The organism is Agrobacterium sp. CG160-95, assembly GCF_053521725.1.
This window is the reverse complement of sequence record NZ_JBNWDU010000006.1, coordinates 247089-272571: the sequence shown is the minus strand read 5'-3', so window position 1 is coordinate 272571 and position 25483 is coordinate 247089. Positions and strand designations below refer to the sequence as shown.

Annotated in this window: 23 protein-coding genes and 2 pseudogenes; 18 read left to right on the top strand and 7 right to left on the bottom strand. The window is 58.2% G+C overall.

From position 1 onward, the window contains the following. Positions 1–26: 26 nt before the first annotated feature. Together ACQZ63_RS20890 and ACQZ63_RS20885 are read left to right on the top strand one after the other, a co-directional pair. Complete coding sequence (locus ACQZ63_RS20890) at positions 27–938, top strand: HpcH/HpaI aldolase/citrate lyase family protein (RefSeq protein ID WP_162696496.1); 912 nt, start codon at positions 27–29, stop codon at positions 936–938. Beyond that, positions 935–1141 carry a DUF1737 domain-containing protein gene (locus tag ACQZ63_RS20885; protein ID WP_003505258.1) on the top strand — a complete coding sequence of 69 codons (207 nt, stop codon included), beginning with the start codon at positions 935–937 and terminating at the stop codon, positions 1139–1141. Before ACQZ63_RS20890 ends, ACQZ63_RS20885 begins: the two co-directional genes overlap by 4 nt. Before the next feature lie 21 nt (positions 1142–1162). Here the strand turns inward: ACQZ63_RS20885 and ACQZ63_RS20880 are convergent, their stop codons facing one another. Then, complete coding sequence (locus ACQZ63_RS20880) at positions 1163–1603, bottom strand: metallopeptidase family protein (protein ID WP_113556186.1); 441 nt, start codon at positions 1601–1603, stop codon at positions 1163–1165. A 328-nt stretch (positions 1604–1931) separates the two neighbouring features. Between ACQZ63_RS20880 and rplU the strand changes: the two genes are divergently transcribed. From rplU to ACQZ63_RS20810, 14 genes and pseudogenes are all read left to right on the top strand, one after another. Continuing rightward, the gene (rplU, locus tag ACQZ63_RS20875) at positions 1932–2246 is read left to right on the top strand and encodes a 50S ribosomal protein L21 (protein WP_003516451.1); all 315 of its coding nucleotides are present in this window, start codon (positions 1932–1934) and stop codon (positions 2244–2246) included. 40 nt (positions 2247–2286) lie between these two features. Further along, positions 2287–2556, top strand: a complete 270-nt coding sequence (rpmA, locus tag ACQZ63_RS20870; RefSeq protein ID WP_003492686.1) for a 50S ribosomal protein L27 — start codon at positions 2287–2289, stop codon at positions 2554–2556. 131 nt (positions 2557–2687) lie between these two features. Beyond that, the gene (locus tag ACQZ63_RS20865; protein WP_003516453.1) at positions 2688–3320 is read left to right on the top strand and encodes a GNAT family N-acetyltransferase; all 633 of its coding nucleotides are present in this window, start codon (positions 2688–2690) and stop codon (positions 3318–3320) included. Continuing rightward, a complete protein-coding gene (locus ACQZ63_RS20860) occupies positions 3317–3907 on the top strand; it encodes a GNAT family N-acetyltransferase (protein WP_025594658.1) in 591 nt (196 codons plus the stop codon). The genes ACQZ63_RS20865 and ACQZ63_RS20860 overlap by 4 nt, the downstream gene beginning before the upstream one ends. Positions 3908–4075: 168 nt before the next feature. Continuing rightward, positions 4076–5143 (top strand): GTPase ObgE, encoded by a 1068-nt coding sequence (gene obgE / locus ACQZ63_RS20855; protein WP_003516456.1) that lies wholly within the window; start codon positions 4076–4078, stop codon positions 5141–5143. Then, positions 5140–6309, top strand: a complete 1170-nt coding sequence (gene proB / locus ACQZ63_RS20850; RefSeq protein ID WP_003516458.1) for a glutamate 5-kinase — start codon at positions 5140–5142, stop codon at positions 6307–6309. The genes obgE and proB overlap by 4 nt, the downstream gene beginning before the upstream one ends. Then, on the top strand, positions 6302–7588 hold the full coding sequence (locus tag ACQZ63_RS20845; protein ID WP_162763645.1) for a glutamate-5-semialdehyde dehydrogenase: 1287 nt from the start codon (positions 6302–6304) through the stop codon (positions 7586–7588). Before proB ends, ACQZ63_RS20845 begins: the two co-directional genes overlap by 8 nt. A gap of 42 nt (positions 7589–7630) precedes the next feature. After that, entirely contained in the window at positions 7631–8215 is a 585-nt protein-coding gene (locus ACQZ63_RS20840; RefSeq protein ID WP_075807713.1) for a nicotinate-nucleotide adenylyltransferase, read from the top strand. A gap of 94 nt (positions 8216–8309) precedes the next feature. Further along, positions 8310–8754, top strand: a pseudogene (rsfS, locus tag ACQZ63_RS20835) (ribosome silencing factor). 158 nt (positions 8755–8912) lie between these two features. Further along, the gene (gene rlmH, locus ACQZ63_RS20830) at positions 8913–9395 is read left to right on the top strand and encodes a 23S rRNA (pseudouridine(1915)-N(3))-methyltransferase RlmH (protein WP_113556121.1); all 483 of its coding nucleotides are present in this window, start codon (positions 8913–8915) and stop codon (positions 9393–9395) included. A gap of 160 nt (positions 9396–9555) precedes the next feature. Beyond that, positions 9556–10962, top strand: coding sequence for a murein hydrolase activator EnvC family protein (locus tag ACQZ63_RS20825; RefSeq protein WP_003516466.1), 1407 nt, complete (start codon positions 9556–9558; stop codon positions 10960–10962). Beyond that, the gene (locus tag ACQZ63_RS20820) at positions 10952–12277 is read left to right on the top strand and encodes a S41 family peptidase (RefSeq protein WP_003516467.1); all 1326 of its coding nucleotides are present in this window, start codon (positions 10952–10954) and stop codon (positions 12275–12277) included. The genes ACQZ63_RS20825 and ACQZ63_RS20820 overlap by 11 nt, the downstream gene beginning before the upstream one ends. A 63-nt stretch (positions 12278–12340) precedes the next feature. After that, positions 12341–13540 (top strand): divergent polysaccharide deacetylase family protein, encoded by a 1200-nt coding sequence (locus tag ACQZ63_RS20815; protein ID WP_113556123.1) that lies wholly within the window; start codon positions 12341–12343, stop codon positions 13538–13540. A gap of 58 nt (positions 13541–13598) precedes the next feature. Continuing rightward, positions 13599–14111, top strand: coding sequence for an RNA pyrophosphohydrolase (locus ACQZ63_RS20810; protein WP_013636972.1), 513 nt, complete (start codon positions 13599–13601; stop codon positions 14109–14111). Positions 14112–14159: 48 nt separating this feature from the next. Here the strand turns inward: ACQZ63_RS20810 and bfr are convergent, their stop codons facing one another. The 4 genes from bfr to ACQZ63_RS20790 form a co-directional block, all read right to left on the bottom strand. Further along, positions 14160–14645, bottom strand: coding sequence for a bacterioferritin (bfr, locus tag ACQZ63_RS20805; RefSeq protein ID WP_003516472.1), 486 nt, complete (start codon positions 14643–14645; stop codon positions 14160–14162). Continuing rightward, positions 14611–14922 carry a (2Fe-2S)-binding protein gene (locus ACQZ63_RS20800; RefSeq protein WP_013636971.1) on the bottom strand — a complete coding sequence of 104 codons (312 nt, stop codon included), beginning with the start codon at positions 14920–14922 and terminating at the stop codon, positions 14611–14613. Before ACQZ63_RS20800 ends, bfr begins: the two co-directional genes overlap by 35 nt. 262 nt (positions 14923–15184) lie before the next feature. Beyond that, a complete protein-coding gene (gene phbB / locus ACQZ63_RS20795) occupies positions 15185–15910 on the bottom strand; it encodes an acetoacetyl-CoA reductase (protein WP_065688705.1) in 726 nt (241 codons plus the stop codon). Positions 15911–16037: 127 nt separating this feature from the next. Further along, positions 16038–17216, bottom strand: coding sequence for an acetyl-CoA C-acetyltransferase (locus ACQZ63_RS20790; RefSeq protein WP_038492527.1), 1179 nt, complete (start codon positions 17214–17216; stop codon positions 16038–16040). A 241-nt stretch (positions 17217–17457) separates the two neighbouring features. Between ACQZ63_RS20790 and phaR the strand changes: the two genes are divergently transcribed. After that, positions 17458–18033, top strand: a complete 576-nt coding sequence (gene phaR / locus ACQZ63_RS20785) for a polyhydroxyalkanoate synthesis repressor PhaR (protein ID WP_065688704.1) — start codon at positions 17458–17460, stop codon at positions 18031–18033. 51 nt (positions 18034–18084) lie between these two features. Here the strand turns inward: phaR and ACQZ63_RS20780 are convergent. After that, positions 18085–19462 (bottom strand): annotated as a pseudogene (locus ACQZ63_RS20780) (MFS transporter). Between the two features lie 106 nt (positions 19463–19568). Then, entirely contained in the window at positions 19569–24329 is a 4761-nt protein-coding gene (locus tag ACQZ63_RS20775) for an NAD-glutamate dehydrogenase (protein WP_113556127.1), read from the bottom strand. Between the two features lie 541 nt (positions 24330–24870). On the opposite strand from ACQZ63_RS20775, the gene ACQZ63_RS20770 reads away from it, so the two are divergent. Then, positions 24871–25440, top strand: a complete 570-nt coding sequence (locus ACQZ63_RS20770; RefSeq protein ID WP_003492641.1) for a CarD family transcriptional regulator — start codon at positions 24871–24873, stop codon at positions 25438–25440. Positions 25441–25483 lie beyond the last annotated feature (43 nt).

The following is a 25483-nucleotide window of genomic DNA, read 5'->3' as shown; positions in this document are numbered from 1 at the left end:
TCACAAAAGCTTGACACAAGTGCGGCATGACTAATTTTTTCGAAAATATTCCTGTGAGACCGCGCCGTTCGCTGCTATCGGTTCCGGCCATCAATGTCAGGGCGCTCGAAAAAATCCGCGATCTCGATTGCGATGGGGTTATTCTCGATCTGGAGGATTCCGTTGCACCCGATGTGAAGGGCGCGGCGCGAGAGAATCTGGGCAGGCTGTTTTCGGATGCGCCCTTTGTGGGACGCGAGATCATTATCCGTATCAATCCGCTGTCAACGCCGGATGGTATGGAGGATTTAAAGCTCGTGCTTTCCTGCCGGCCGGATGCGGTATTATTACCGAAGGTAGAGCAGCCCGCCGATATTCACGATGTGGCCGACCTTCTGGCGGAGGCCGATGCGCCCCAGGGCTTGAAAATCTGGGCGATGATCGAGACGCCGCTCGGTGTGTTGAACGCAGCGTCCATTGCTGACGCTGCCCATACGCCTGATGGACGGCTTGCCGCTTTCGTCCTCGGGCTGAACGATCTGCGCAAGGAGACACGGGTTCCTTCCGTGCCCGGGCGAACCTACCTCGTGCCATGGATGATGCAGGTGGTGCTTGCCGCCCGCGCCTATGGGCTTGATGTCATCGATAGCGTGTCGAATGATTTTCGCGATATCGCGGCTTTTGGCACCGAGTGCGAGCAGGGCCACGCCATGGGCTTCGATGGCAAGATGCTGATCCACCCGGCCCAGATCGAGCCCGCCAATCGCCACTTCGGCCCCGATGAGGCCGCTGTCGCTGAAGCCAGGGCGATTATTGACGCTTTCGCAAAACCCGAATCTGTGGAATTGAACGTCATCAACATGAACGGGCGGATGATCGAACGGCTGCATGTGAGCCAAGCCGAAAGGCTGGTCGCCATGGCCGATATCATCGCACAACGAAAGGCGCAAAAGACGTGAAGGTCTATCGTTTCATTACAGGTCCCGATGACGCGAAGTTCTGTCACCGGGTCACCGAAGCTCTGAACAAGGGGTGGGAACTTGCCGGTTCGCCCAGCTACGCCTTCAACGCCGCAAGCGGCGTCATGCATTGCGGCCAGGCCGTGACCAAGGTGGTCGAGGGCAAGGAATACCACCCGGATATGAAGCTCGGCGAGCAATAAGAGGCGTGGCTGCCGGCGGGCTCAGCGCTCCGCCGCGGCCTCGTCGGCGCTTTCCTCGATCCGCTCCATGTCGTCATCCGACAGGCCGAAGTGATGGCCGATCTCGTGGATGAGGACATGGGTGATGATGTCGCCCAGCGTTTCCTCATTCTCGGCCCAATAGTCGAGAATGGGGCGGCGATAAAGCGTGATGCGGTTCACCATCTCGCCGGTTTCCATGGTGAAACGTTCGGAGATACCGCGCCCCTCGAACAATCCCAGCAAGTCGAACGGTGTTTCGAGCGCCATGTCCTCGAACACTTCGTCTGTCGGGAAATCCGAGATCTCGATGACGAGATCCTTGGTCAATGCACGTAATTCTTCTGGCAGGTGGCCATATGCCTCGATCGCAAGCGACTCGAAGGCGGAAAGTGTCGGCGCATGGCGGTCCCGCCAATCGTCGGTCTGGTCTATGCGGGCCATTTCTGCTCCTTGTTGAAGGCCCATATAAACACTTGCTGCGCAAATTTCGAGACCTGACTGCTTCGCTTGCCAAAAAAGCATGAAATTCTTGGCGTTAGAGTTACTTTTCAAACATCCGTCATCTTGACATAAACTGATGTCTCGCGTAATTCGCACCCAAATTGATGGCGTATTGCGCCTTCTGTTTATTCCGCCCCTCAAAGGCGGCTTCACCGGCAGACTTTCAAAAGGGCATTCAGTCCTGACGGATTTCCGCTACTCCGACTGATAAAAAGACGGCCAGCTTGCTTTGGCGGGCAGAGCCGGAACGAACATGAAAGGATAACAAATGTTCGCAGTCATCAAGACCGGCGGTAAGCAGTACCGCGTAGCGGCCGATGCCGTGCTGACCATCGAAAAGCTGGAAGCAGAGGCAGGCGCAACCGTAGAATTCACCGAAGTTCTCGTGATCGGCGAAGGCGCCGACGCTCAGTTCGGTGCTCCCTTTGTCAAGGGTGCCATCGTCAAGGCTGAAGTTGTCGAGCACAATCGCGGCAAGAAGGTCATCGCCTTCAAGAAGCGTCGTCGTCAGAACTCCAAGCGTTCGCGCGGCCATCGTCAGCATCACACTGTCGTCCGCATCACGGACATCGTTGCTGCCTGATAGGCGCGACACGGGAAACAAGGTTTAAAGGAGAACTCCAATGGCACACAAAAAAGCTGGCGGTTCATCGCGTAACGGTCGCGATTCCGAATCCAAGCGCCTTGGCGTAAAGAAGTTCGGCGGCGAAGCTGTCATTCCAGGCAACATTATTCTGCGTCAGCGCGGAACCCAGTGGCATCCGGGCGCCAACGTTGGCATCGGCAAGGACCACACGATTTTCGCACTGACCGCAGGTAACGTGAACTTCCGTACGAAGGCCAACGGCCGCGTATTCGTATCCGTGGCCCCGAAAGCGGAAGCCGCAGAATAAGCCGGTAAGCGTCATATGCAGCCGGTGTCCCATCGACCCGGCTGAGACGTATCAGGTTCAGTCAAGAAAACAGGGGAGATGGGGTACCACCCAACTCCCCTTTTTCTTTAACCCCCAGGAGGGACTGAACCATGCAAGCTGAATTGTTGAGGGTTGACCAATCACGGTCACCCGAAGAGCGGCCGAGGCCCGATCGGTCGAGGAGCGATTGCCCCGTTTTACTGTCGCAGAGGCTGGTTTTACGCAAGCCTCACGAAGAAGACATCGACGCCCTTGCCCATCTTGCCAACAATGCCAATATCGCGACCATGGTGTCGCGTATGCCGCACCCGTACACGGCCAAAGACGCCGCGGACTTCGTGCGACGCACCAATGCTGGCGAGATCGGCAAGTGCGTCTATGCGATTACCCGCATGGACAATGGCGAGTTTCTGGGTTGCTGCGCGCTTGAACCGCAGGAAGACGAAAAGACGCTGGAAATCGGTTACTGGCTGGGGGAACCCTACTGGAACCGGGGCTACATGACCGAAGCCACGCATGCGCTGATCGACATGGCCTTCCGCACGCGTGAAATCGACCAGATCGATGCCCGCTGCCGGGTCACCAACATCCCCTCGCGCCGGGTCATCCAGAAGTGCGGTTTCCAGTTCCAGGGCTCCGGCATGGTCGGTTCGCTGGCATTGGGTGGTATGGTACCGGTAGAATGGTACAGGCTGGACCGCAAGACCTGGGTTTCGCTGAAGAGCTGGGGGGACATGGGATGAGCACGATCGAGCTTACCCGTCACCGTGCAACTGCGACGGTCGCGCCGCCCGGCCCCTGCCCGGTCATCGAGACGTCGCGTCTGGTGCTGCGTCCGCAGCGGCTTTCCGATGCCGGCAGCATTGCGGAATCGCTTGGCGATTTTGCCGTGACCAGGATGCTGGCCCGTGTTCCCGCGCCCTATCATCGACAGGATGCGCTGGAATGGCTGGTCCTGCGTACTTCAGGCACGCTGCCCGATTGGGATTTCGCCATCACAAGCGGTGACGATACCCTGATAGGCGTCGTCTCGGTCGAATTGCGGCATGGCGAGTGGCATCTCGGCTACTGGCTGAACCGGTTCTACTGGGGCAAGGGTTACATGACCGAGGCGGTGGCCGCCGTGGTCGAGCGGTTCTTCCGCCGCATGCCCGGTGTGGTTCTCCATTCCGGTGTGTTTGCGGATAATCCGGCTTCGCTGCGCGTGCAGGAAAAACTGGGCTTCCGGGTGACCGGCTGCCACCAGATTTACGCCACGGCGCGTGCTGCGATGGTGGCGCATATCGATACGGCGATCACGGCTGAGGATTTCGTTCCGCAGCACCGCTGACAATCAAAACAAGGCCGGTTGCCGCAAACCGGCCTTGTCTCACGCAGGCGCTTCCCGCACGATAGTCTTTGACCTTGTGGAGAAGCGCTTGTATTCGAAACGACGATATTTTTGTTTGGCGCAACGCCTTGAGCTGATGTGCCCGCAAACCGACAGAACGGCAGTCCGATGAAATTTCTCGATGAAGCAAAAATCTATATCAAGTCCGGTGATGGCGGCGCGGGCGCCGTTTCCTTCCGACGCGAAAAATTCATCGAGTTCGGCGGCCCTGATGGCGGCGATGGCGGACGCGGCGGCGACGTCTGGATCGAGGTGGTCAACGGTCTCAACACGCTGATAGACTTCCGCTTCCAGCAGCATTTCAAGGCCTCGATCGGACAGCACGGCATGGGTAAGACCCGCACCGGCGCCAAGGGTTCCGACGTGGTTCTGAAAGTGCCTGTCGGCACGCAGATTTTCGAGGAAGACAACGAGACGCTGATCGTCGACCTGACAAAGGAAGGCCAGCGTTTTCGTCTTGCCGCTGGCGGTAACGGCGGTTTCGGCAACGCCTATTTCAAGTCTTCGACCAATCAGGCGCCGACCCATGCCAATCCGGGCCTTGCGGGCGAAGAAAAGACGCTCTGGCTTCGCCTGAAGCTGATCGCTGACGCCGGTCTCGTTGGTCTGCCAAATGCAGGTAAGTCGACATTCCTCGCGACCGTGACGCGCGCGCGGCCGAAGATCGCCAATTACCCCTTCACCACGCTGCATCCGAACCTCGGCGTCGCGACCATTGACGGCCGTGAATTCGTGCTGGCCGATATTCCCGGCCTGATCGAAGGTGCGCATGAGGGTGTGGGCATCGGCGACCGTTTCCTCGGCCACGTTGAGCGCACCCGTGTGCTTCTGCATCTCGTCTCCGCGCAGGAAGAAAAGGTCGGGCAGGCCTATAAGACTGTTAAAGCCGAGCTGGATGCCTATGGCGGCGGCTTGACCGACAAGCCGGAAATCGTGGCGCTTTCGCAGATCGACGTGCTGGACGAAAAAGAACTGAAAAAGAAGGCAAAGGAACTGGAGAAGGCCTGCGGCCGTCCTCCGCTCCTTCTGTCTGCCGCTGCCCACATCGGTATGACGGAGGCGCTGCGCGCCCTTCGCGATATCATCGTGTCGGCAAGCAATGGCGGCGAGACCGCCCTTCCCGACCGCTCAATGCCTGTGGATAGCGAGGCCGAGGAAGAGGACGATCGCCTATGAGCCTCACCCGCAAACCGCTGGGTAGCCACCACCGGATCGTTATCAAGATCGGTTCGGCACTTCTGGTGGACCGGAAAAGCGGGCTGAAGAAAGATTGGCTCGACGCCATTTGCGAGGACATCGCTGCGCTGAAGAAAAACGGCGCAGATGTTCAGGTGGTGTCTTCTGGTGCCATCGCGCTCGGCCGCACGGTGCTCGGTCTGCCCTCCGGCGCATTAAAGCTGGAGGAAAGCCAGGCAGCGGCGGCCGTTGGCCAGATCGCTCTGGCGCGGGCATGGTCGGAAAGCCTGTCGCGGCATGAGATCGTCGCTGGCCAGATTCTGCTGACGCTGTCCGACACCGAGGAGCGCCGCCGTTACCTCAATGCGCGCGCCACCATCAACCAGCTGCTGAAGATCGGTGCGATTCCGATCATCAATGAAAACGACACGGTGGCAACCACCGAAATCCGCTACGGCGACAATGACCGTCTGGCCGCCCGCGTGGCCACCATGACCGGTGCCGATCTTCTGGTATTGCTGTCTGATATTGACGGGCTTTACACGGCTCCGCCGCATCTTGATCCGGATGCGAAGTTCCTTGAGACGATTGCAGATATTACGCCCGAGATTGAGGCCATGGCAGGCGGTGCGGCTTCCGAGCTTTCACGCGGCGGCATGCGTACCAAGATCGATGCCGGCAAGATCGCGACCGCTGCCGGCTGCGGCATGATCATCGCTTCCGGCAAGACGCTCAATCCGTTGAAGGCCATCGAAAACGGCGCCCGCTCCTCGTGGTTTGCGCCATCAGGCACACCGGTGACGGCGCGAAAGACCTGGATTGCCGGTCAGTTGCAGCCGGCAGGTGAGATTCATGTGGATGCGGGTGCGGAAAAAGCGCTCTATGCCGGTAAAAGCCTGCTTCCCGCGGGCGTGCGGGTGGTGAAGGGCAATTTTGGACGCGGCGATGCGATTGCCATTATCGGCGTTGAAGGCCGAGAGGTCGCGCGCGGCCTTGCAGGCTACGATGCGGAAGAGGCGCGTCTTATCATCGGTCACAAGTCCAACGAGATCGAGGCGATACTTGGCTATGTCGGGCGTGCGGCGATGATCCATCGCGACGATCTGGTAATGACGGGTGCCGCCGTGAAAGTTAAAAATACTGAAAAGGATGAGGTCCATGCCTGAACAGGCCGTGAAGCAGAGCCATGATATTGATGCACTGATGATGACCATCGGTGCACAGGCAAAAGCTGCTTCGCGACCGTTGTCCATCGCAGGTACGGATCAGAAAAACCGTGCGCTTCTCGCCATGGCGTCCGCCATCGAGGCGTCGAGGGAAACGATCCTTGCCGCCAACAGGAAAGATCTGGCGGCGGCGGATAATAGCGGCCTTGCCGCTTCCTTCATCGACAGGCTTACGCTTGACGATGCGCGGATCGCCGGCATCGCCGAAGGCATCCGCTCGGTTGCCGCGCTGCCTGATCCGGTTGGCGAAGTTATTGCCGCCTGGGATCGCCCGAACGGTCTGAAGATCGAGCGCGTGCGCACGCCGCTTGGCGTCATCGGCGTGATTTACGAGAGCCGTCCGAATGTGACGGCAGATGCCGGCGCGCTCTGCCTCAAGGCGGGCAATGCGGTCATCCTGCGCGGCGGCTCGGATTCGCAACATTCATCGCGTGCTATCCATGCCTGCCTCGTCGAGGGCCTGAAGATTGCCGGCCTTCCCGAGCACGCCATTCAGCTGGTACCAGTCACCGACCGCGCTGCCGTGGGCGCGCTTCTTGGTGGATTGAATGGCGCGGTTGACGTGATTGTGCCGCGCGGCGGCAAAAGCCTGGTTGCGCGGGTGCAGTCTGAGGCGCGGGTTCCGGTCTTTGCGCATCTGGAAGGTATTTGCCATATCTATGTCGACGGATCGGCCGATCTCGGCATGGCGAAACGCATCGTCGTGAATGCCAAGATGCGCCGCACCGGCATTTGCGGCGCGGCGGAAACGCTGCTGGTGGATGCCGCTGTTGTTGCCACGCATCTTGAACCGCTCGTCAAGGGCCTGATCGAGGCCGGTTGTGAAGTGCGCGGTTCGCAGGCCGTGCGTAATGTTGTCGAGGGCTTGAAAGCCGCAACGGAAGATGACTGGCGCACCGAATATCTTGATGCGATCATTTCGGTTGCTGTCGTGGACGGTATTTCCGGCGCGATCGACCATATCAGCACCTATTCGTCCAACCACACGGAGGCGGTGATCGCCGAGGACCCAACGGTGGTCGAGCGTTTCTTCAACGAACTCGATTCGGCCATTCTGCTGCATAACGCTTCCACGCAATTTGCCGATGGCGGTGAATTCGGAATGGGTGCGGAAATCGGCATCGCCACGGGCAAGATGCATGCACGCGGCCCGGTTGGTGTCGAGCAGCTCACCTCGTTCAAATACCGCGTGCATGGCACCGGTCAGACTCGGACCTGATAGTTGCTGGTCGAAACACGCCTCGACAGACGTTATCTCACCATGCCGCATGCGGAGCGCGGCATGGTCGTCGGGCTGTTCGGCGGCTCCTTCAATCCGCCGCATGCCGGCCATGCCCTTGTTGCCGAAATAGCGCTTCGTAGGCTGGGTCTAGACCAGCTCTGGTGGATGGTGACGCCAGGCAATCCGCTGAAAAGCCGCTCGGAACTGGCGTCTCTGGAGGATCGTATCGCTGCCTGCGAAAGGCTGGTCAGCGATCCCCGCATCAAGGTGACGGCTTTTGAAAAATCTCTGGGGATCAGCTACACGGCCAATACGCTTGCCAAGGTGAAAGCAAAAAATCCGCATGTCCGCTTCATCTGGATCATGGGAGCCGACAATCTGAAAAGCTTCCATCGCTGGCAACAATGGCGAAGGATCGCCGAGACCTTTCCGATTGCGGTGATCGACCGGCCGGGTTCCACCCTCTCCTACCTCTCCTCAACCATGGCGCAGGCCTATAGCCAGGCGCGGATCGATGAGGATGATGCGGGTGTTTTGTGGAAAAAAAAGGCGCCTGCCTGGGTCTTTATCCATGGTCCGCGTTCGACGCTCAGTTCGACGGCGCTCCGCAATAATCACAAATGATGTATGCGACAGCCGTTGAAGGCTCCATATCTTGAAAAGTTAATGCTTTGGTGCCACCTTAATCTGGTGACGCACAGATTCGCGTCGCCAGTGCCTGTTTTGTCATTCTTGGAAAGGGAAAACCTCTGACAACAGTACACGCCAAGGGAAGAGCATTTGTTGCTATCCCGAAGGGTCAGGACAGTGGCGCCGATGCCGCCGACCACGCCCTCGAAACCGTCCTCGCGAGCCTCGAGGACTCCAAGGCTGAAGATATCGTATCTCTCGACATTGCCGGAAAATCGGCGCTTGCGGACTACATGGTGGTGGTCTCCGGGCGATCGAACAGGCATGTCTCGGCGATCTGCGAGCATCTTCTCAAGGATATGAAGGATGAAGGGTTTGGAAGCGCCCGCGTCGAAGGTCTCGAGACCGGAGATTGGGTGCTGATCGATACCGGCGATATCATCGTTCATGTGTTCCGTCCGGAAATCCGTGTCTTCTACAACATTGAAAAAATGTGGGCGACGCCGGAAATGCCGGAAGACACGCTGCATTGATGCGGTGAGCCTTTGACGTCGCACATCGGGCCTCCCGAATATCATTTTTGATTTCGGGTCGATGTGTGTGGTCGGAAAGAAAGCCGGCCGCATAGGAATCCGTAGGCTATGCTGTTAAGAGCGTGACCCTGTTGGGTCACGATGGATGCAGGTTTGCGATGCGGATTTCGATTTTTGCGGTGGGACGGCTGAAATCCGGCCCGGAAAAGGATCTTGCGACCCGTTATATCGAACGCCTTGCCAAGACCGGCCCGGCGATCGGGCTGGAGTTTTCGCGCGTGATTGAGGTCGCGGAAAGCCGGGCATCGAACGCGGAGACGCGCAAGCGCGAAGAAGCGGCGATGCTGGAAAAACATCTGGCTGATGGTACCGTGCTCGTGCTGCTGGACGAGCGCGGCAAGGCGCTGGATAGTCCGGCCTTTGCCTCATTTTTTGGCGATCTGCGTGATAGCGGCAAGCGCGACCTCATGATCGCGATTGGTGGCGCCGACGGCCTTGATCCTGCACTTTACGACAGAGCGGCGGCCGTTCTTAATCTCGGCAAGCTCACATGGCCGCACCAGATCGTTCGTATTCTGATCGCCGAACAGCTTTACCGCGCCGTCACCATCCTCTCCGGTCATCCCTATCATCGCGTTTGAGCGTGATCTTCATGTGGAAAATTGTCTCAATTTCAACATGAAGCTTCGCGAGACGGAAAGGCGTGGAAGGCTTTGCAGCCAGCCTGTTTCTGGCCTCTTGGAAGATTGGGGCAAAATCCCTAATATCGGCGCTCCTGCTTCGGCATCAAAGAAAGTTCAAATGGACAAGAGGTCTCAACGAAAACGCCACGCTGCCCTTGCGGGCGCGGTTTTCGCTGTCCTTGTCTTGGGGATTTCCCCCGTTGAACGCGCCTTTTCGCGCGATGATGCGGGTGCCGCGCCTGCTGGTGAGGGTGATTCGTCGCCGGAGGCGCTTCAGACGCTGGAAAAGCGCCGTGATCAGAACCGCCAGGATCTGGAAGAGCTGGTCGACAGCATCGGACTTTCGGAAGACAAGACCCGAAATCTCGAGGAAAGCATTGCTTCCCTTAATCAGGATAGCGCCCGTATCCGCGACGAGCTGATAGCGTCGGCTGCGCGCCGCAAGGCACTGGAAACCAAGATCAGCGATGGCGAGGATCGTCTGGCCAAGCTTTCGGTCCGCGAAGATGGCGTCAAGGCATCCCTGCGCGAGAGGCGTGGCGTGCTGGCGGAGGTTCTGGCGGCGCTGCAGCGTATGGGCAGAAACCCTCCCCCCGCCCTTCTCGTTTCGCCTGATGATGCGCTGGCTTCGGTGCGCAGCGCCATTCTTCTCGGCGCCGTCGTGCCCGGCATTCGCGGTGAGACCGACAAGCTGGTTTCTGCTCTCAAAGAATTGACCGACGTCAGGCAGGCAATCGCTCGCGAAAAGGACGATCTTACGGGTATGATGACGGCAAGTCTGGAAGAGGAAAAACGCCTCGACCTGCTGCTTGCTGAAAACGACCGCAGAAATTCGCAGACGGCCGCGGCGCTGGAGGTGGAACGCAAGCGATCCGAGGAGCTTGCAAGCAAGGCGACCAGCCTCGAGGGTCTGGTCGGTTCGCTTGAAAGTGAGATCAGTTCGGTGCGGGAAGCCATGGAAAGGGCGCGTGCGGAAGAGCAGCGCGTGGCCCGTCTTTCCGAAGCGGAACGTGAGAAGGAGCGTGCCGCAGCCGAGGCGGGAATGCCCGATAAAAACCGTATTGCGCCCGCATATCCCTTCGCGAGTTTGAAGGCAAAGCTGGACCTGCCGGTGGCTGGAGATGTGTTGCGCCGGTTCGGCGATGCGGATGGTACGGGCCACTTTTCCAAGGGAATTGTCGTCGCGACCGGGCCTGAGGCCATCGTGACGGCACCCGCAGACGGCTTTGTTGTATTTGCCGGAGATTTTCGCAGTTACGGCCGAATGATCATCCTCAATACGGGTGACGGATACCATGTGGTCATGACGGGAATGGACAATGTGAGGACACGGCAGGGAATGTTTGTGTTCTCCGGAGAGCCAATCGCCTCCATGGGTGCAAAAAGAGTAGCGAGTGCAGCAGCATTGGCGCTGGAAACCGACCGGCCAACGCTCTACATTGAGTTCAGGAAAGATGGTGTGCCGGTTGATTCCCAACCTTGGTGGACCGCAAAAAATACCGGAAGGGCGCACAATGATTCGTAAGGTTTCGCTTCTCCTTATCGGTGGGCTTATGGGCGCCACGGCGATGAGTGTGATTTATTCGGCGAGCATGCCGGCACAGGCGGCCGGGCCTTCGACCTATAAGGAACTGTCAATATTTGGCGACGTGTTCGAACGTGTGCGTGCGCAATATGTGACGCCGCCGGATGACGAGAAGCTGGTCGAAAATGCCATCAACGGCATGCTCAGCTCGCTTGATCCGCATTCGAGCTTCATGAATGCCAAGGACGCCAACGACATGCGCACCCAGACCAAGGGTGAGTTCGGCGGTCTCGGCATCGAAGTGACCATGGAAAATGAACTGGTCAAAGTCATCTCGCCGATGGACGACACGCCGGCTTCGCGCGCAGGCATTCTTGCCGGCGACTATATTTCGGAAATCGACGGTACGCCGGTTCGCGGTCTGAAGCTGGAGCAGGCGGTCGAGAAGATGCGCGGCGCGGTCAAGACGCCGATCAAGCTGACGATCATCCGCCAGGGCGCCGACAAACCGCTCGAATTCACCGTCATGCGTGATGTCATTGCCGTACGCGCGGTCAAGTCCCGTGTCGAGGGCGATGTCGGTTATCTCCGCGTCATCTCATTTACCGAGAAGACCTATGACGATCTCGAAAAGGCGATCAAGAAGATCAAGACGGATGTGCCGGCTGACAAGCTGAAGGGCTACGTGCTCGATCTGCGTCTCAACCCCGGTGGTCTGCTCGATCAGGCGATCAATGTTTCCGACGCCTTCCTTCAGCGTGGCGAAGTCGTTTCGACCCGCGGCCGTAACCCGGACGAGACCCGTCGCTTCAATGCGACAGCTGGCGATCTGACCGATGGCAAGCCGGTTATCGTGCTCATCAACGGTGGCTCTGCTTCGGCGTCTGAAATCGTCGCCGGTGCGCTGCAGGATCTGCGTCGCGCGACTGTGGTCGGCACGCGCTCCTTCGGCAAGGGCTCGGTCCAGACGATCATCCCGCTCGGCGAGGCCGGCGCGCTGCGTCTGACCACGGCGCTTTATTACACGCCGTCTGGCAAATCGATCCAGGGCACGGGCATTACGCCTGATATCAAGGTCGAACAGCCGCTGCCGCCGGAATTGCAGGGTCGTGTCACGACCGAAGGTGAATCCAGCCTGACCGGCCATATCAAGGGCCAGAGCGAAACGGACGAAGGTTCGGGTTCTTCAGCTTACGTTCCGCCGGAAGCCAAGGACGATATCCAGCTGAATTATGCGCTGGACCTTTTGCGCGGTGCCAAGACCGATCCGTCGTTCCCGCCGAACCCGGACAAGGCTGTGGTCAACAAGCAGTAAGATGGATGCGCCGGCCAGCCGGCGCATTTTCTCGATTGCCTAACCGTTTGGACGGATCGTTCATTGCCTTCTGACCTGCGAAAACCGCTTCTGGGTCGACAGAAAAAAAGCGCCGGTATCAACCGGCGCTTTTCCGTCATTATGGTTCTGTCCGCGCTTGCAGTTCTGACGATCGGCGGGCTTTCCGTCTATACGGCCCTGTCGCCCGGCAATCTGCAGAAGACGGCTTCCGGGCCGGACACCCAGCCCCAGCTCCCCGAAGATGCTCCGAAAACAGCAGCAGCCGATGTGGCGGATCCTGACGACACGGCTGGTCTGAAGCCGGAAAGCGGCCGCTCCGGCGCGAATATAAATCGGGCGACGATGCCGGATGGCAATGTGGTATCGGTCTATTCTCCTCGCCCCCGTGACAGCGACGGACCGGTGCTGATGAGCGGCCAGACCTACGGTCAGGATCCGCGCATGGCCACGCGGCCGAATGATGCATTGGTGGAAGAAACCGCATTCGGCAGATTGCCCGTCGTCGGTGCCGATGGTTTGCGACCGATGGAGCAATATGCCCGGCCGTGGTCCGGCGCACGCGGCACCCGGGTGGCGATCGTGGTCGGTGGTCTCGGCCTCAGCCAGACGGGTTCGCAAAAGGCGATCCGGGAACTGCCGCCGGAGGTGACGCTCGGTTTTGCTGCAAGCGGCAACAGCCTGCAGCGCTGGATGCAGGAAGCGCGCCGTGAGGGGCATGAAATCCTTCTCCAGATACCGCTGGAGCCCTTCGGGTATCCCGGCACCAATCCCGGCCCGGACACGCTGCTGGCGGGCGATCCCGCGAAGGTCAATATCGACCGGCTGCATCGCTCCATGGCGAAAATTACCAATTATACTGGCATCATGAATTATCTCGGCGGGCGTTTCCTTTCCGAGCAGGCGGCGCTGGAGCCGGTCATGCGCGATATCGGCAAGCGCGGGCTGCTTTTTCTGGACGATGCCTCTTCGGCGCAGTCGCTGAGCGGCGGGATTGCCAAAGCCATTTCCGCGCCGCAGGGCTTTGCCGATGTTCTGCTTGACGGTGAGGTCACCGAAGCCACTATCCTGCGCAAGCTGGACGAATTGGAGCGGATCGCGCGACGTAACGGTCAGGCGATCGGCGTTGCCTCGGCTTTTGACGAAAGCATCGCTGCAATCTCGAAGTGGTCGCGGGAAGCGGGCGGTCGTGGTATTGAGATCGTTGGTGTTTCTACGCTTGTTTCGCAGCAGGCGGGGCAGTAAACCTTCTGCGCGGCCATTCCTTAGCGCCTTTTCGGCGCGCAGACAGTGCGGGTTTCCAATGACAATCAAAGCAGAAGATTTGCCTTACCGTCCCTGTGCGGGGATTATGGTTCTGAACGCCGAAGGCCTTGTCTGGGCCGGCCGGCGCATCAGGGAAGGCAATTCGGAATATGACGGTTCACCGCAATTGTGGCAGATGCCGCAGGGCGGCATCGATGACGGTGAACGGCCTTTGACGGCCGCCATTCGCGAACTTTACGAAGAGACGGGGATGAAAACGGTGACGTTGCTGGCGGAAGCGAGCGACTGGATCCATTATGATCTGCCGCCCGAACTGATCGGCATCGGCCTGAGAGGCAAGTATCGCGGGCAGGCGCAACGCTGGTTTGCCTTCCGTTTCGATGGCGACGAAAGCGAAATCCAGATCGACCCACCTCCAACAGGGCATACGGCTGAATTCGACGCCTGGGACTGGAAGCCGATGGAAAGCCTGCCAGAGCTCATCGTGCCCTTCAAGCGCGCGGTCTACGAGAAAGTGGTTGCGGAATTCCGGCACCTTGCCGGCAAGTAATAAAAAAGGCGGCCACTGGCCGCCTTTTCTTTGGTCGATTGCGAAAGCTTATTCTGCTTCGTTGGCGGAATCGGCGTTGAGTTGGCCGTATTTTTCCGCACCGATCTTGCCGAGCAGTTCGAGCTGGGTCTCAAGGAAGTCGATGTGACCTTCCTCGTCGATCAGCAGTGCTTCGAAGAGCTTCATCGAGACATAGTCTCCGGCCTCGGAACAGATGTCGCGCGATTTCTTGTAGGACGTCCGTGCGTCATATTCGCCCGCCAGATCGGCTTCGAGCACTTCCTTGACGTTCTGACCGATGCGCAGGGGAGCCAGGGTCTGGAGGTTGGGATGACCTTCCAGGAAAATGATACGATCGATGATCTTGTCGGCGTGCTGCATCTCTTCGATGGATTCCGCACGCTCCTTCTTTGCAAGCTTGGTGTAGCCCCAGTCATTCAGAAGTCGGTAGTGAAGCCAATACTGGTTTACCGCACCGAGTTCTAGAAAAAGGGCTTCGTTAAGCCGCTCGATGACTCTTGTGTCGCCTTTCAATGTCCGCTCTCCTGTTCTCTTCATGGAATCGCTTCAAGCGGGACATAAAATCAAAAACATCTGCTTCCGTCGAGTGGCGACGGGCGTGATATTCTTCGGTTGTCTGTATGATCAGGTCGACGACAGTCGGGAAACAGCCGCAGCAGCGGCCACGTTTTTCCATGGCATGATACACTTTTGCCGGAACGATAAGCTGCCAACAGTCCTCATCAAGGAGCTCGTTAATGACGTCCCGGATATCGTGGTCGGTGATGTAATTGCAGCTGCAAACCAGCATGATCGACTGCCTGTATGACGCAACACGTTGTTTTCGTTCTTAAACCAAAACAGGACACCCACTGTCAAGAAAAACCTCCGAGGATATCCGAAAGTGAACTCTGGATTCATTCTAAACTATACGAAAACTGTCGTATTTTCATTAGTTTAGCAGTTCCTATATTGCGGTATTTTTCGATCAAGTTTTTGTGCGTGGCGATATTACCAGGGCGGATATCACGAAAAGTTTACCTGCTTCCTTCCCGTTAGAAGGGGTCCCGATCTCAGGCGAAATATTGCCCGCCATTTGCGGTCATCGTGGAGCCGGTTATGAAACCAGCCTCGTCCGACACGAGAAACAGAACGCAGCGCGCGATTTCTTCCGGTTCGCCCAGGCGCCCGACCGGGATTTGCGGCACGATCCGCTCGGCCAGCACTTTCTCCGGTATAGCCCTCACCATCTCCGTGCCGATGTAACCGGGGCAGATGGCGTTGACGGTAATGTTGCGGCTTGCGCCTTCCTGGGCGAGCGCCTTGGTGAAGCCGATATCGCCAGCCTTTGAGGCGGAATAGTTGACTTGGCCAGCCTGGCCCTTCTGGCCATTGATGGAGGAAATATTGACGATGCGACCGAAGCCGCGGTCGCGCATACCCGGCCAGACGGGATGCGTCATGTTGAAGACGCCGGTGAGGTTGGTGTCGATCACCTCGCGCCATTGCTGCGGTGTCATCTTGTGAAACATCGCATCGCGGGTGATGCCGGCATTGTTGACGAGTACCTCGACGGGGCCGAAGACCTCTTCAACCTGGGCTATGCCTTTTGCGCAGGCATCATAGTCTCGCACGTCCCACTGAAACGCGGGTATGCCGGTTTCTTTCTGGAAGGCCTCTGCCCTATCGGTCGTGAAGGCGTAATTGACGGCCACCTGGTAGCCGGCTGCCTGCAAGGCGCGGGCTATTGCTGCGCCTATGCCGCTTGTCCCGCCCGAAATCAACGCAACCCGGCTCATATGGCCTCCATTTCCTGAACTGTTTTAGCCGTGCTCAACGGCCACAGAAATGCGGCCAATGGGAGACCGCTTCTACCCTATTGGCCGCTGAACCGGAATTGCTTTTTGGAAGGCCGCACGGCGGTTTTCAGAGCGCCTCGATGCACATGGCAACACCCATGCCGCCGCCGATGCAGAGCGTTGCGAGGCCCTTCGATACGTTGCGGCGGCGCATCTCGAAAATCAGCGTGTTCAGCACACGGGCGCCGGATGCGCCAATCGGATGGCCGATGGCGATCGCACCGCCATTGACGTTGACGATATCAGGATCAAGACCAAGCTCACGCACGACAGCGCAGGACTGGGCGGCAAAGGCTTCGTTGGCCTCAACGAGGCCGATATCGCCGATCGACCAGCCTGCCTTGGCCAGCGCCTTGCGTGAGGCGGGGATGGGGCCGGTTCCCATGATCTGCGGATCGACACCCGCCGTCGCCCAGGAGGCGATGCGCGCCAGCGGTTTGATACCGCGCTTTGCCGCTTCCTGCTCCGACATCAAAAGTGTGGCAGCAGCGCCATCATTGAGGCCGGAGGCGTTGCCGGCCGTTACCGTGCCCTCCTTGTCGAAGGCGGGGCGCAGCTTTGCCATGGTTTCCAGCGAAACACCGGTACGGATGTGTTCGTCAGCATCGATGATAATATCTGCCTTGCGGCCCTTGACCGAGAAAGCCACGATCTCATCTGCAAAACGGCCGGCGCTCTGCGCGGCTTCGGCCTTGTTTTGCGATGCGACAGCGAACTGGTCCTGTTCATCACGGGAAAGCTGCCATTGCCGGGCGATGTTCTCGGCGGTTATGCCCATGTGGTAGCCGTAAAAGGCATCCGTCAGGCCGTCTTTCAGCATGGTGTCAATCATCTTGAAATCGCCCATCTTCACGCCACCGCGCAAATGGGCGCAATGCGGCGCCATGGACATGGATTCCTGCCCGCCGGCAATGATGATGGCCGCGTCGCCGGTAACGATCTGCTGCATGCCGAGTGCGACAGCGCGCAGGCCGGAACCGCACAGCTGATTGATGCCGAAGGCGGTTGCTTCCTGCGGAATGCCGGCTTTCATTGCCGCCTGCCGCGCCGGGTTCTGCCCTTCGCCTGCCGTCAACACCTGACCGAGGATGACCTCATCGATCTCATGGGCTGCGACACCGGCGCGCTCCAGGACGGCGTTGATGACGGTTGCCCCAAGCTCGTGGGCGGGCGTATTGGCAAAGCCACCATTGAAAGAACCGACGGCAGTGCGCGCAGCGCTGGCAATCACGATTGAAGGCGTCATATGTTTCTCCTCACTTGCGGGCGGAGACTGGCAAAGCTTTGAATACAAGTCAAATGCCGAAAGTTGCTTTAAAAGATGTTGCTAAATCAAGCCGGAATCTTGCGGAAAATTGCTGCGCAAAAAACAAACTGTTGCGATGCACAAAACATTTGTCACGAGGCTTGTTTTGCGCATACACTTCGCGCGGGAAGAGCAATAACACCAAAAAACAAGAAAATACCATCATCGCGAGGAGGCGGGCATGGCAAAACACGACGGCGAAACAATCATTAAAAAATATGCCAACCGGCGGCTCTACAACACCGGAACCAGCACCTATGTGACGCTGGATGATCTGGCGCAGATGGTTAAACGCGGCGAGGACTTCAAGGTTCAGGACGCTAAATCATCCGAAGACATCACCCATGCGGTTCTGACGCAGATTATTGTTGAACAGGAAGCCAAAACCGGCAATACGCTTTTGCCAACGGCGTTTCTGCGGCAGTTGATCTCCTATTACGGTGACCAGATGCAGATGGTCGTTCCGACATTTCTCGAACATTCGATGAAAACCTTCTCCGATCAGCAGAGCCAGATGCAGGAGCATATGACCAAGGCGTTCGGTGACGGGTCGCTTGCCCGGAATTTCCAGGCTCCACTGCAAATGATGGAAGAGCAGATCCGCCGCAATACGGAACTGTTCCGGCAGGCAATGCAGGGGTTCACGCCTTTTGCAATGCCGCAGGCGCCCAAGGAAACGCGCAAGCCGAATGCATCCGAAATCGATGAGCTGAAGTCGCAGCTGCGCGCATTGCAGCAAAAACTCGATCAGCTCTGAAGGAGGCTGGAGCATTTCGGGTGAGACCCCTCAAATGCTCTCTCCGGTTCTTCAGTTTGCTGCCCGTTCCGGGACGCGCAGCAACAGAACAAACCCCAACCCCAGAAACACGATGAGGGTGGCCATGCCGATGTGTGCGGAGCCACTGAGGTAGGTTGCTATTGAAAAGGACAGCGTCGCCATGAAACTGGTGGCGCGGCCCGATAGCGCATAGATGCCGAAATAGCGTCCCGCCTCGGCAATGGTGATGTTGCGCGCCAGATAGGAACGCGACGAGGCCTGAACGGGACCGAAGGCGAGGCCAATCAATATGCCATAGAGCAGATAGGCCTTTTCAGCGCCGGTTGCGAAGATGCCGCCATTGTCCGCTGTCGGCAATTGGATCCAGCCAAACAGTGTCGAGCCCTTTTCTGTCGAGACGATGCCGACCGTCGCGATGAGCAGAAGAACCAGGCTGATGAGGATGGTGATCCGCGAGCCAAGTTTCTGATCGACGCGCCCGGCCGCAAAGCAGCCCACGATGGCGACAACGTTGAGCAGGATGCCGAAGAGGCCGATTTCCATCGTCGCCCAACCGAACATTCCCGCCGCAAATACGCCACCCAGAATGAGCACGCCGTTGACGCCGTCCTGATAAAGCATACGTGCAATCAGGAACCGCAACAGGACGGGTCTGTCTCGAAGTTCGCGCAGGGTTGTCTTGAGCTCCGCAAGACCAGAGCGGATCGCCGCTCCGAAGGGTAGGCCCCTGTCCGCATCCGGGGTCAGCAGAAACATCGGCAGAATGAAGAGCAAATACCAGATTGCAGCTATCGGGCCGGTTATTCTGGCGTCCTCGCCGGTTGCGGGATCGAGACCGAAAAGCGGCTTGATACCGGCGATAGTCAGCCCTGTCTGTGGATTTGCGGCCAGAAGCGTCACCACGGCAATCAGCACCACCATGCCGCCGAGATAACCGAGCCCCCAGGCGAGATTGGAAATGCGTCCGACATTCTGCGGATTGGTCAGTCGCGGCATCATGGAATCGTTGAAGACGATCGAAAACTCCGCCGCGATGGATGCGAATATCATGCAGACGATGGGCAGGATGATCGGCGAACCCGGTGCTGCAAACCAGAGGAATAAAAGACTGACGATCTTGATGGCGGCAAAAAAAGGCGATCCACGGTTTGCGCGCGCCGGACTGGTCGGCAATGGAGCCGAGGATGGGCGAGAAGAGGGCGATGATGATCGAGGAGACCGTCGCCATATTGCTCCATGTCGCCTGCGCCGAAATAGGATCATCGGTGAGGCGGGCGACAAAGTAGGGTCCGAAAACGAAGGTCGTAACGACCGTGAAAAAGGGCTGTGCCGCCCAATCGAACATGACCCAGCCCCAGATGCCGCGTTTGGCAACCACTGTTTCCGCATTTGGGGAGGGGACAGTCATTCATCGTCCTATCGGATATGGGGGATAAAATGCGTGATGCCGGCGCAAACGCTTCATTTATGGCCATCCGGGCCAGTCACCCGGATGGCGTTTGTCGAATGGTCGATCAGCGCGTCTGAACGATATCACCAAGCAGCCCTGCCGCCACTGTCAGGCGGGCGAGATTGGTATCGCCGCTTTCGCTCAGTGCACCGAGTTCCGAGACGATGCGATTGACGCGCACGCGGTCGGCCGCATACCAGGCCTGAACCGGGTCCTTTTCCTTCGCATACTCGGTGAGGGCCGAGATGACGATCCGGCGTCTCGACAAGGCGATCTGGTCCTGGCTGCGCAGAAGAGCCAGGCTCTCGTAGTGATCGGCCGGCGTGATGCGCTGGCTGGCATCCAGCAGCCGCGCGACACGGAAGGTCGAGGAGACCGTGGCGTAGCTTTCGGCGGCGCGGGCAAGCGTCGTGCCCGCATTTTCGGCGATACGCATGATCTCTGGCACATAGACCAGCAGGGAAAGCGTATCCAGCTCTTCCAGAAGGCCAGAGGGAACACCGTCGATTTCCGTGACCCCAAGCTCGCGGCGATATTTCGCCGCTGCCGGCGATAGCGTCTTGATGGCAGTTTTCAGGCGCTCGATTTCGGTTGCCATGTCGCTCGTTCCAGCGCCCACGCTCCCGGTTTGCAAATAAAGCCTGCTTGCATCGGAGTAGATGCGGGTGATCGTGGCATAAAGTCCGTTCTGGACTTCTCCGCCGATCTTTCCGTCAAGCGCGTCGACCTCGCTCCAAAGACGTTTGAGGCCGAAACCGTCCTCCACGATCACCGCTGCCTTGACGACATCCGCCGACAGGAGGCCGCTCGCATCGGCGAGTTTCTGCACGAAGCCAGGGCCGCCGCGGTTTACCACGGCATTGGCGAGCGCTGTCGCAACGATTTCGCGGTGCAGGCGATGCGCCTTGATATCGTCTGCATAGTTCTTCTGCATCTTGGCCGGGAAATAGTCTGCGAGCAGATGCTGGAGATAGGGTTCGTCGGGCAGCGGGCTTGCCACCAGAGCGTCGAACAGTGTCAGCTTGGCATAGGAAAGCAACACGCCGATTTCCGGCCGGGTCAGCGGCTTGCCGGTGGCATATCTTTCGCTGAGCTCGGCATTGCTCGGCAAGGTTTCGACCTTGCGGTTCAGTTGGCCGGTTGCCTCCAGCGCGCTCATCAGGCGGCCGAGTTCTTCCCGGTTTGCAAGCCCAAGCCGCTCCGTCAGCGAGATTGCCAGCGACTGCAGGTAGTTGTTGCGCAGCACCAGCTGCGCCACTTCCGGCGTCATGGAGGCAAGAAGCTGGTTGCGCTTCGGCATCGTCAGGCGACCGCTATTGACCGCGGAGGCGAGGGCGATCTTGATATTGACCTCGACGTCGGAGGAGTTCACGCCGGCCGAGTTGTCGATGGCGTCGGAATTGCAACGCCCACCCGCGAGCGCATAGGCGATACGGCCCTTCTGTGTAATGCCGAGATTGGCGCCTTCGCCGATGACCTTGGCGCGCAGCTCGGTGGCGTTGACGCGGATGGGGTCGTTCGCCCTGTCACCCACCTCGGCGTTGGTTTCCACCGCCGCCTTGATATAGGTGCCGATGCCGCCGAACCACAGAAGATCGGTTGGCGCCTTCAGAATGGCGGTCATGATCTCGAAGGGTGTAGCAACGGATTTGTCGATGCCGATGGCAGCGACGGCTTCCGGCGTCAGCGTCACCGATTTTTCGGAACGCGAGATGATCATTGCGCCTTTAGAGAGCGTTGAACGGTCGTAATCCTGCCAGCTTGAGCGTGGCAATTCGAAAAGCCGCTTGCGCTCAGCGAAGGATTTGTCGGTATCGGGGTCCGGATCGATGAAGATGTCGCGATGATCGAAGGCTGCGATCAGCCTGATCTTTTCCGACAGCAACATGCCGTTGCCGAAAACGTCGCCGGACATGTCGCCGACACCTGCCACTGTGAAGGGCGTGGTCTGAATGTCGGTGTCCATTTCGCGGAAATGACGCTTTACCGTTTCCCAGGCACCGCGCGCGGTGATGCCCATCTTCTTGTGGTCGTAACCGGCGGAACCACCCGATGCGAAGGCATCGTCCAGCCAGAAGCCGGCGTCGTGCGCAAGGCCGTTTGCCGTATCGGAGAATGTCGCGGTCCCCTTATCGGCGGCAACGACGAAATAGGGATCGTCACCATCAAGCCGCAACGTATCGGCCGGCGGTACGACGGCGTCGTCGACGATATTGTCGGTGATGGACAGAAGAGTGCGGATATAGGTCTTGTAGGCTTCACGGCCTGCATTGAAGACCTCGTCGCGGGAGCCGCCAACAGGCAGGTTCTTCGGGAAAAAGCCGCCCTTGGCGCCAACGGGAACGATCACCGCATTCTTGACCTGCTGCGCCTTGACGAGACCGAGCACTTCCGTGCGGTAATCCTGGCCGCGATCCGACCAGCGCAGACCGCCGCGCGCCACTTTGCCAAAGCGCAGATGCACGCCTTCTACTTCGGTTCCGTAGACGAAGATTTCGCGGAAGGGACGCGGATCGGGCAGGCCGTCCAGATGTTTGGGATCGAACTTGAACGCCAACAGGTCACGCGGCGTGCCATCGGTGTTTTTCTGGAAGTAGTTGGTACGAAGCGTGGCGTCGATGGCGTTGACGTAACGCCGCAAGGTGCGGTCTTCGTCGAGATTGGGAACACCGCTCAATGCCGCTTCGATCGTCTTGTGCATCTCTGCCAGTTTCTTCAGCCGCTTCTTCTCGTCGATGGACGGATAGAAGCCAGCCTTGAACAGCGCGAAAATATTCCGTGAAATGGCCGGATATTTAAAGAGTGTTTCGGAAATATGCTCCTGGGAATAAACGATTCCGGTCTGGCGCAGATAACGGGCATAGGCGCGCAGGACGGACACTTCGCGCACGGTAAGGCCGCAGGCGAGGATCAGCCGGTTGAAGTTGTCATTATCGACCTTGCCCGAGAAGGCAGCAAGGAATGCTTCTTCGAGTTTCTGTCCGTATTGCGGCAGATCGAGCGTCACGCCCTTGGCGACGGCGAGTTCCATATCATGCAGCACGATATCGCGCTTTTCGCCATCCGAGATGACACCGATGTCGAAGGTGCGCTCACTGATGACGTTGAAACCGAGGTTTTCCAGCAGCGGCACACGGCGCGACAGTGGCAGATGGCCATCCCTATGGAAGATCTTCAGCGACAGCGTCTCAGCTGACTGGCCTTCCTGCTGGTAAAATTCGATGCGGACCGGCTCACCCTTCACGGTGGCCAGAATATCCGCCATGTCGCCAATCGCCTCTTCCGGCGTGAAGGCTTCCTGATAGGCCTGATCAACCTCCAGCACCGGCGCACCAGGTTCGGAAAGGGCAACGAAATGGTCTATCCAGCGTGCTGCGATATCGCTGACGGCATCCTCCAGCTTGTCCTGCGCGATACGCGGCGTCTTGCCTTCCGTGCGGCCGACGATGAAATGGACGCGGGCGACAGCGCCTTCGGGGAAGGCCGGGTAATAGGCGGAAATATGCCCGTCATAGACCTTGCTCAGATAGTCGCCGATTTTCTCGCGCACATAGGAATTGTATTCCTCGCGCGGCACGAAGATGATGGCCGAGACGAAGCGGTCGAAACGGTCGATACGTGCGAGGACGCGCACACGTGGGCGGTCGCTCAGTTCCATGATTTGCTCGATGAAGCGGATCAGAAGATCCGTTTCGATCTGGAAGAGATCGTCGCGCGGATAGGCTTCCAGCGTGTTCTGCAGAATGCGGCCGGAGTGGCTGTTCGGATCAAAACCGAAATGCCGCTCGACATCCGCAATTTTGGCACGCAGCAGCGGGATGTGCTTTACCGAACGCGTATAGGCGGTGGCGGTGAAAAGGCCGACGATGCGCAATTCACCGATGACATTGCCATCCTCGTCGAAGCGCTTGATGCCGATATAATCCATATAAGCGCGGCGATGCACGATGGACTTCACATTTGCCTTGGTGACGATGAGGAAATCCGGACCGTCGAGGAAGGCGAGGATTTCAGGCGTCGTCGTCACGGCGTCCTTGCCAAGGCGCAGCACGCGCACATCCGGATCGCTCAAACTGCCGAGGCCGATGCCGTCACCGCGCTCGATTTTCGCGTTCTTTCCCTTTCCGGAATAGGTGTAATCGCGCATGCCGAGGAAGGTGAAATTGTCGTTGCGAAGCCAGTTGAGAAACTCGACGGCTTCCGCGCGCTCGGTCTTGCGCCGCGAGGAGCCGCGTTTTGACAATTCGTCTAGGGCTTCGTCGAGTTTCGACAGCATGGGCCGCCAGTCTCTGTAGGCGGACTGAACCTGCGCCAGCACGAAACGCAATCTTTCTTCCAGCGCCGTTGCGGCCTGCTGGGTCAGTGGGGCGATGTGCAGCTGAATGAGGCTGATATTCCCGGTGGGATCGTCATCAGGCTCCGCAAGGCGATAACCCGCCTGCGCCGTTGCATCCGGCACCAGAATGGGGTGGACCGCGAGATAGAGGCCGCGATAGCTGCTTGTGACCTCGCCCATGACGGAATCGTAGAGGAAGGGCATATTGCGGCCGATAATCGTCAGAACCGTTACCGGAATATCCCGCGGGGTAACGCCCTCCACCTGGGCGATGCTGATATGGGGCGCGTCTCCAGTCCAGCGCGAAAGAGCCTCGAAACTGTGCGCCGCGCTTGCGGCCAACATTTCGGCGGAATAATATTCTATGTCGTCGGCGCTTGCTCTTCCATAGAGTATACCCGGATCAAGAAATGGCGCGTTTTCGGCAAGTGCCTGCTGTCGTGCTTTTTCGATCTGTTTTTCGCGTTTTGGATTATTTCTGTAGCCCATTTGATGTGGATTCCTCCAAAAATCACACTTTAACGTAAAAAAGCACCGTCAATTTGCGGATTTTGCCTTTTCATTCGAATCGGATATTGGCGTGTAATTACGAAGAGTTTAAGAGGCTTTCGTGTTTCTTCAGTTGGGAAGTGAAATTTTTTTGCTTCTTATACGGTAGGGACCGGTTACGAAGCATTTGACAGTATTCCGGTAGCCCATTTATAGGTGGTTCTTTGGCCGCCATGTGATGTTGCGGCCACGGTCGAAGCAAATTATTGATTTGTGCCTATTTTTGTGGTACACCAACGATACTGATCCACAGCGTGGCATTTGTGTGCCCAAAAACACCACGAAAGCAACACCTCTTTTGCACGCGGTTTCCGTGACATATCGAGCGTTTACGTTATCGAAGCCCGCAATGCGGGAAGGTGTGTTTTTGCGTGCACGGCTGGACCAGTGCGGAGTCACCTGACGGTTCCCCCGTCTCATCAGGGCCTGACCGACCCAACCCCGGCGTTGCCGGGTATGTAACAGGGAGTTTTTAGAACGAATGACGACCCAGCAGAAGAAATCTCCAGCACATCACGGTTTCAAAACCGGTGAAGCGATTGTGTATCCCGCTCATGGTGTCGGTACCATTTCTGCCATCGAGGAACAAGAAGTTGCCGGCATGAAGCTTGAGCTTTTTGTCATCGATTTCGAAAAAGACAAGATGCGTCTTAAAGTTCCCGTCGCTAAAGCCGTGAGCATCGGCATGCGCAAGCTTTCCGAAGGCGATTTTGTCGAGCGGGCGCTGAAAGTGGTGCAGGGCAAGGCGCGTGTGAAGCGTACCATGTGGTCGCGCCGCGCCCAGGAATATGATGCGAAAATCAATTCCGGCGATCTTATCGCGATTGCTGAAGTTGTGCGCGATCTTTACCGTGCGGAAAACCAGCCGGAGCAGTCCTATTCCGAGCGTCAGCTTTATGAAGCTGCTCTTGATCGCATGGCGCGCGAAATTGCTGCTGTCAACAAGATGTCTGAAACCGAGGCTGTTCGCCTGGTGGAAGTCAACCTTGCCAAGGGTCCGAAGCGCGGCAAGGCCGTCGAAGAGGACGATTCTCAGGAAGAAGCCGCGTAATCACCGGCTTTCTCCTTTTTTAAAAAAACCCGCCAAGAATGGC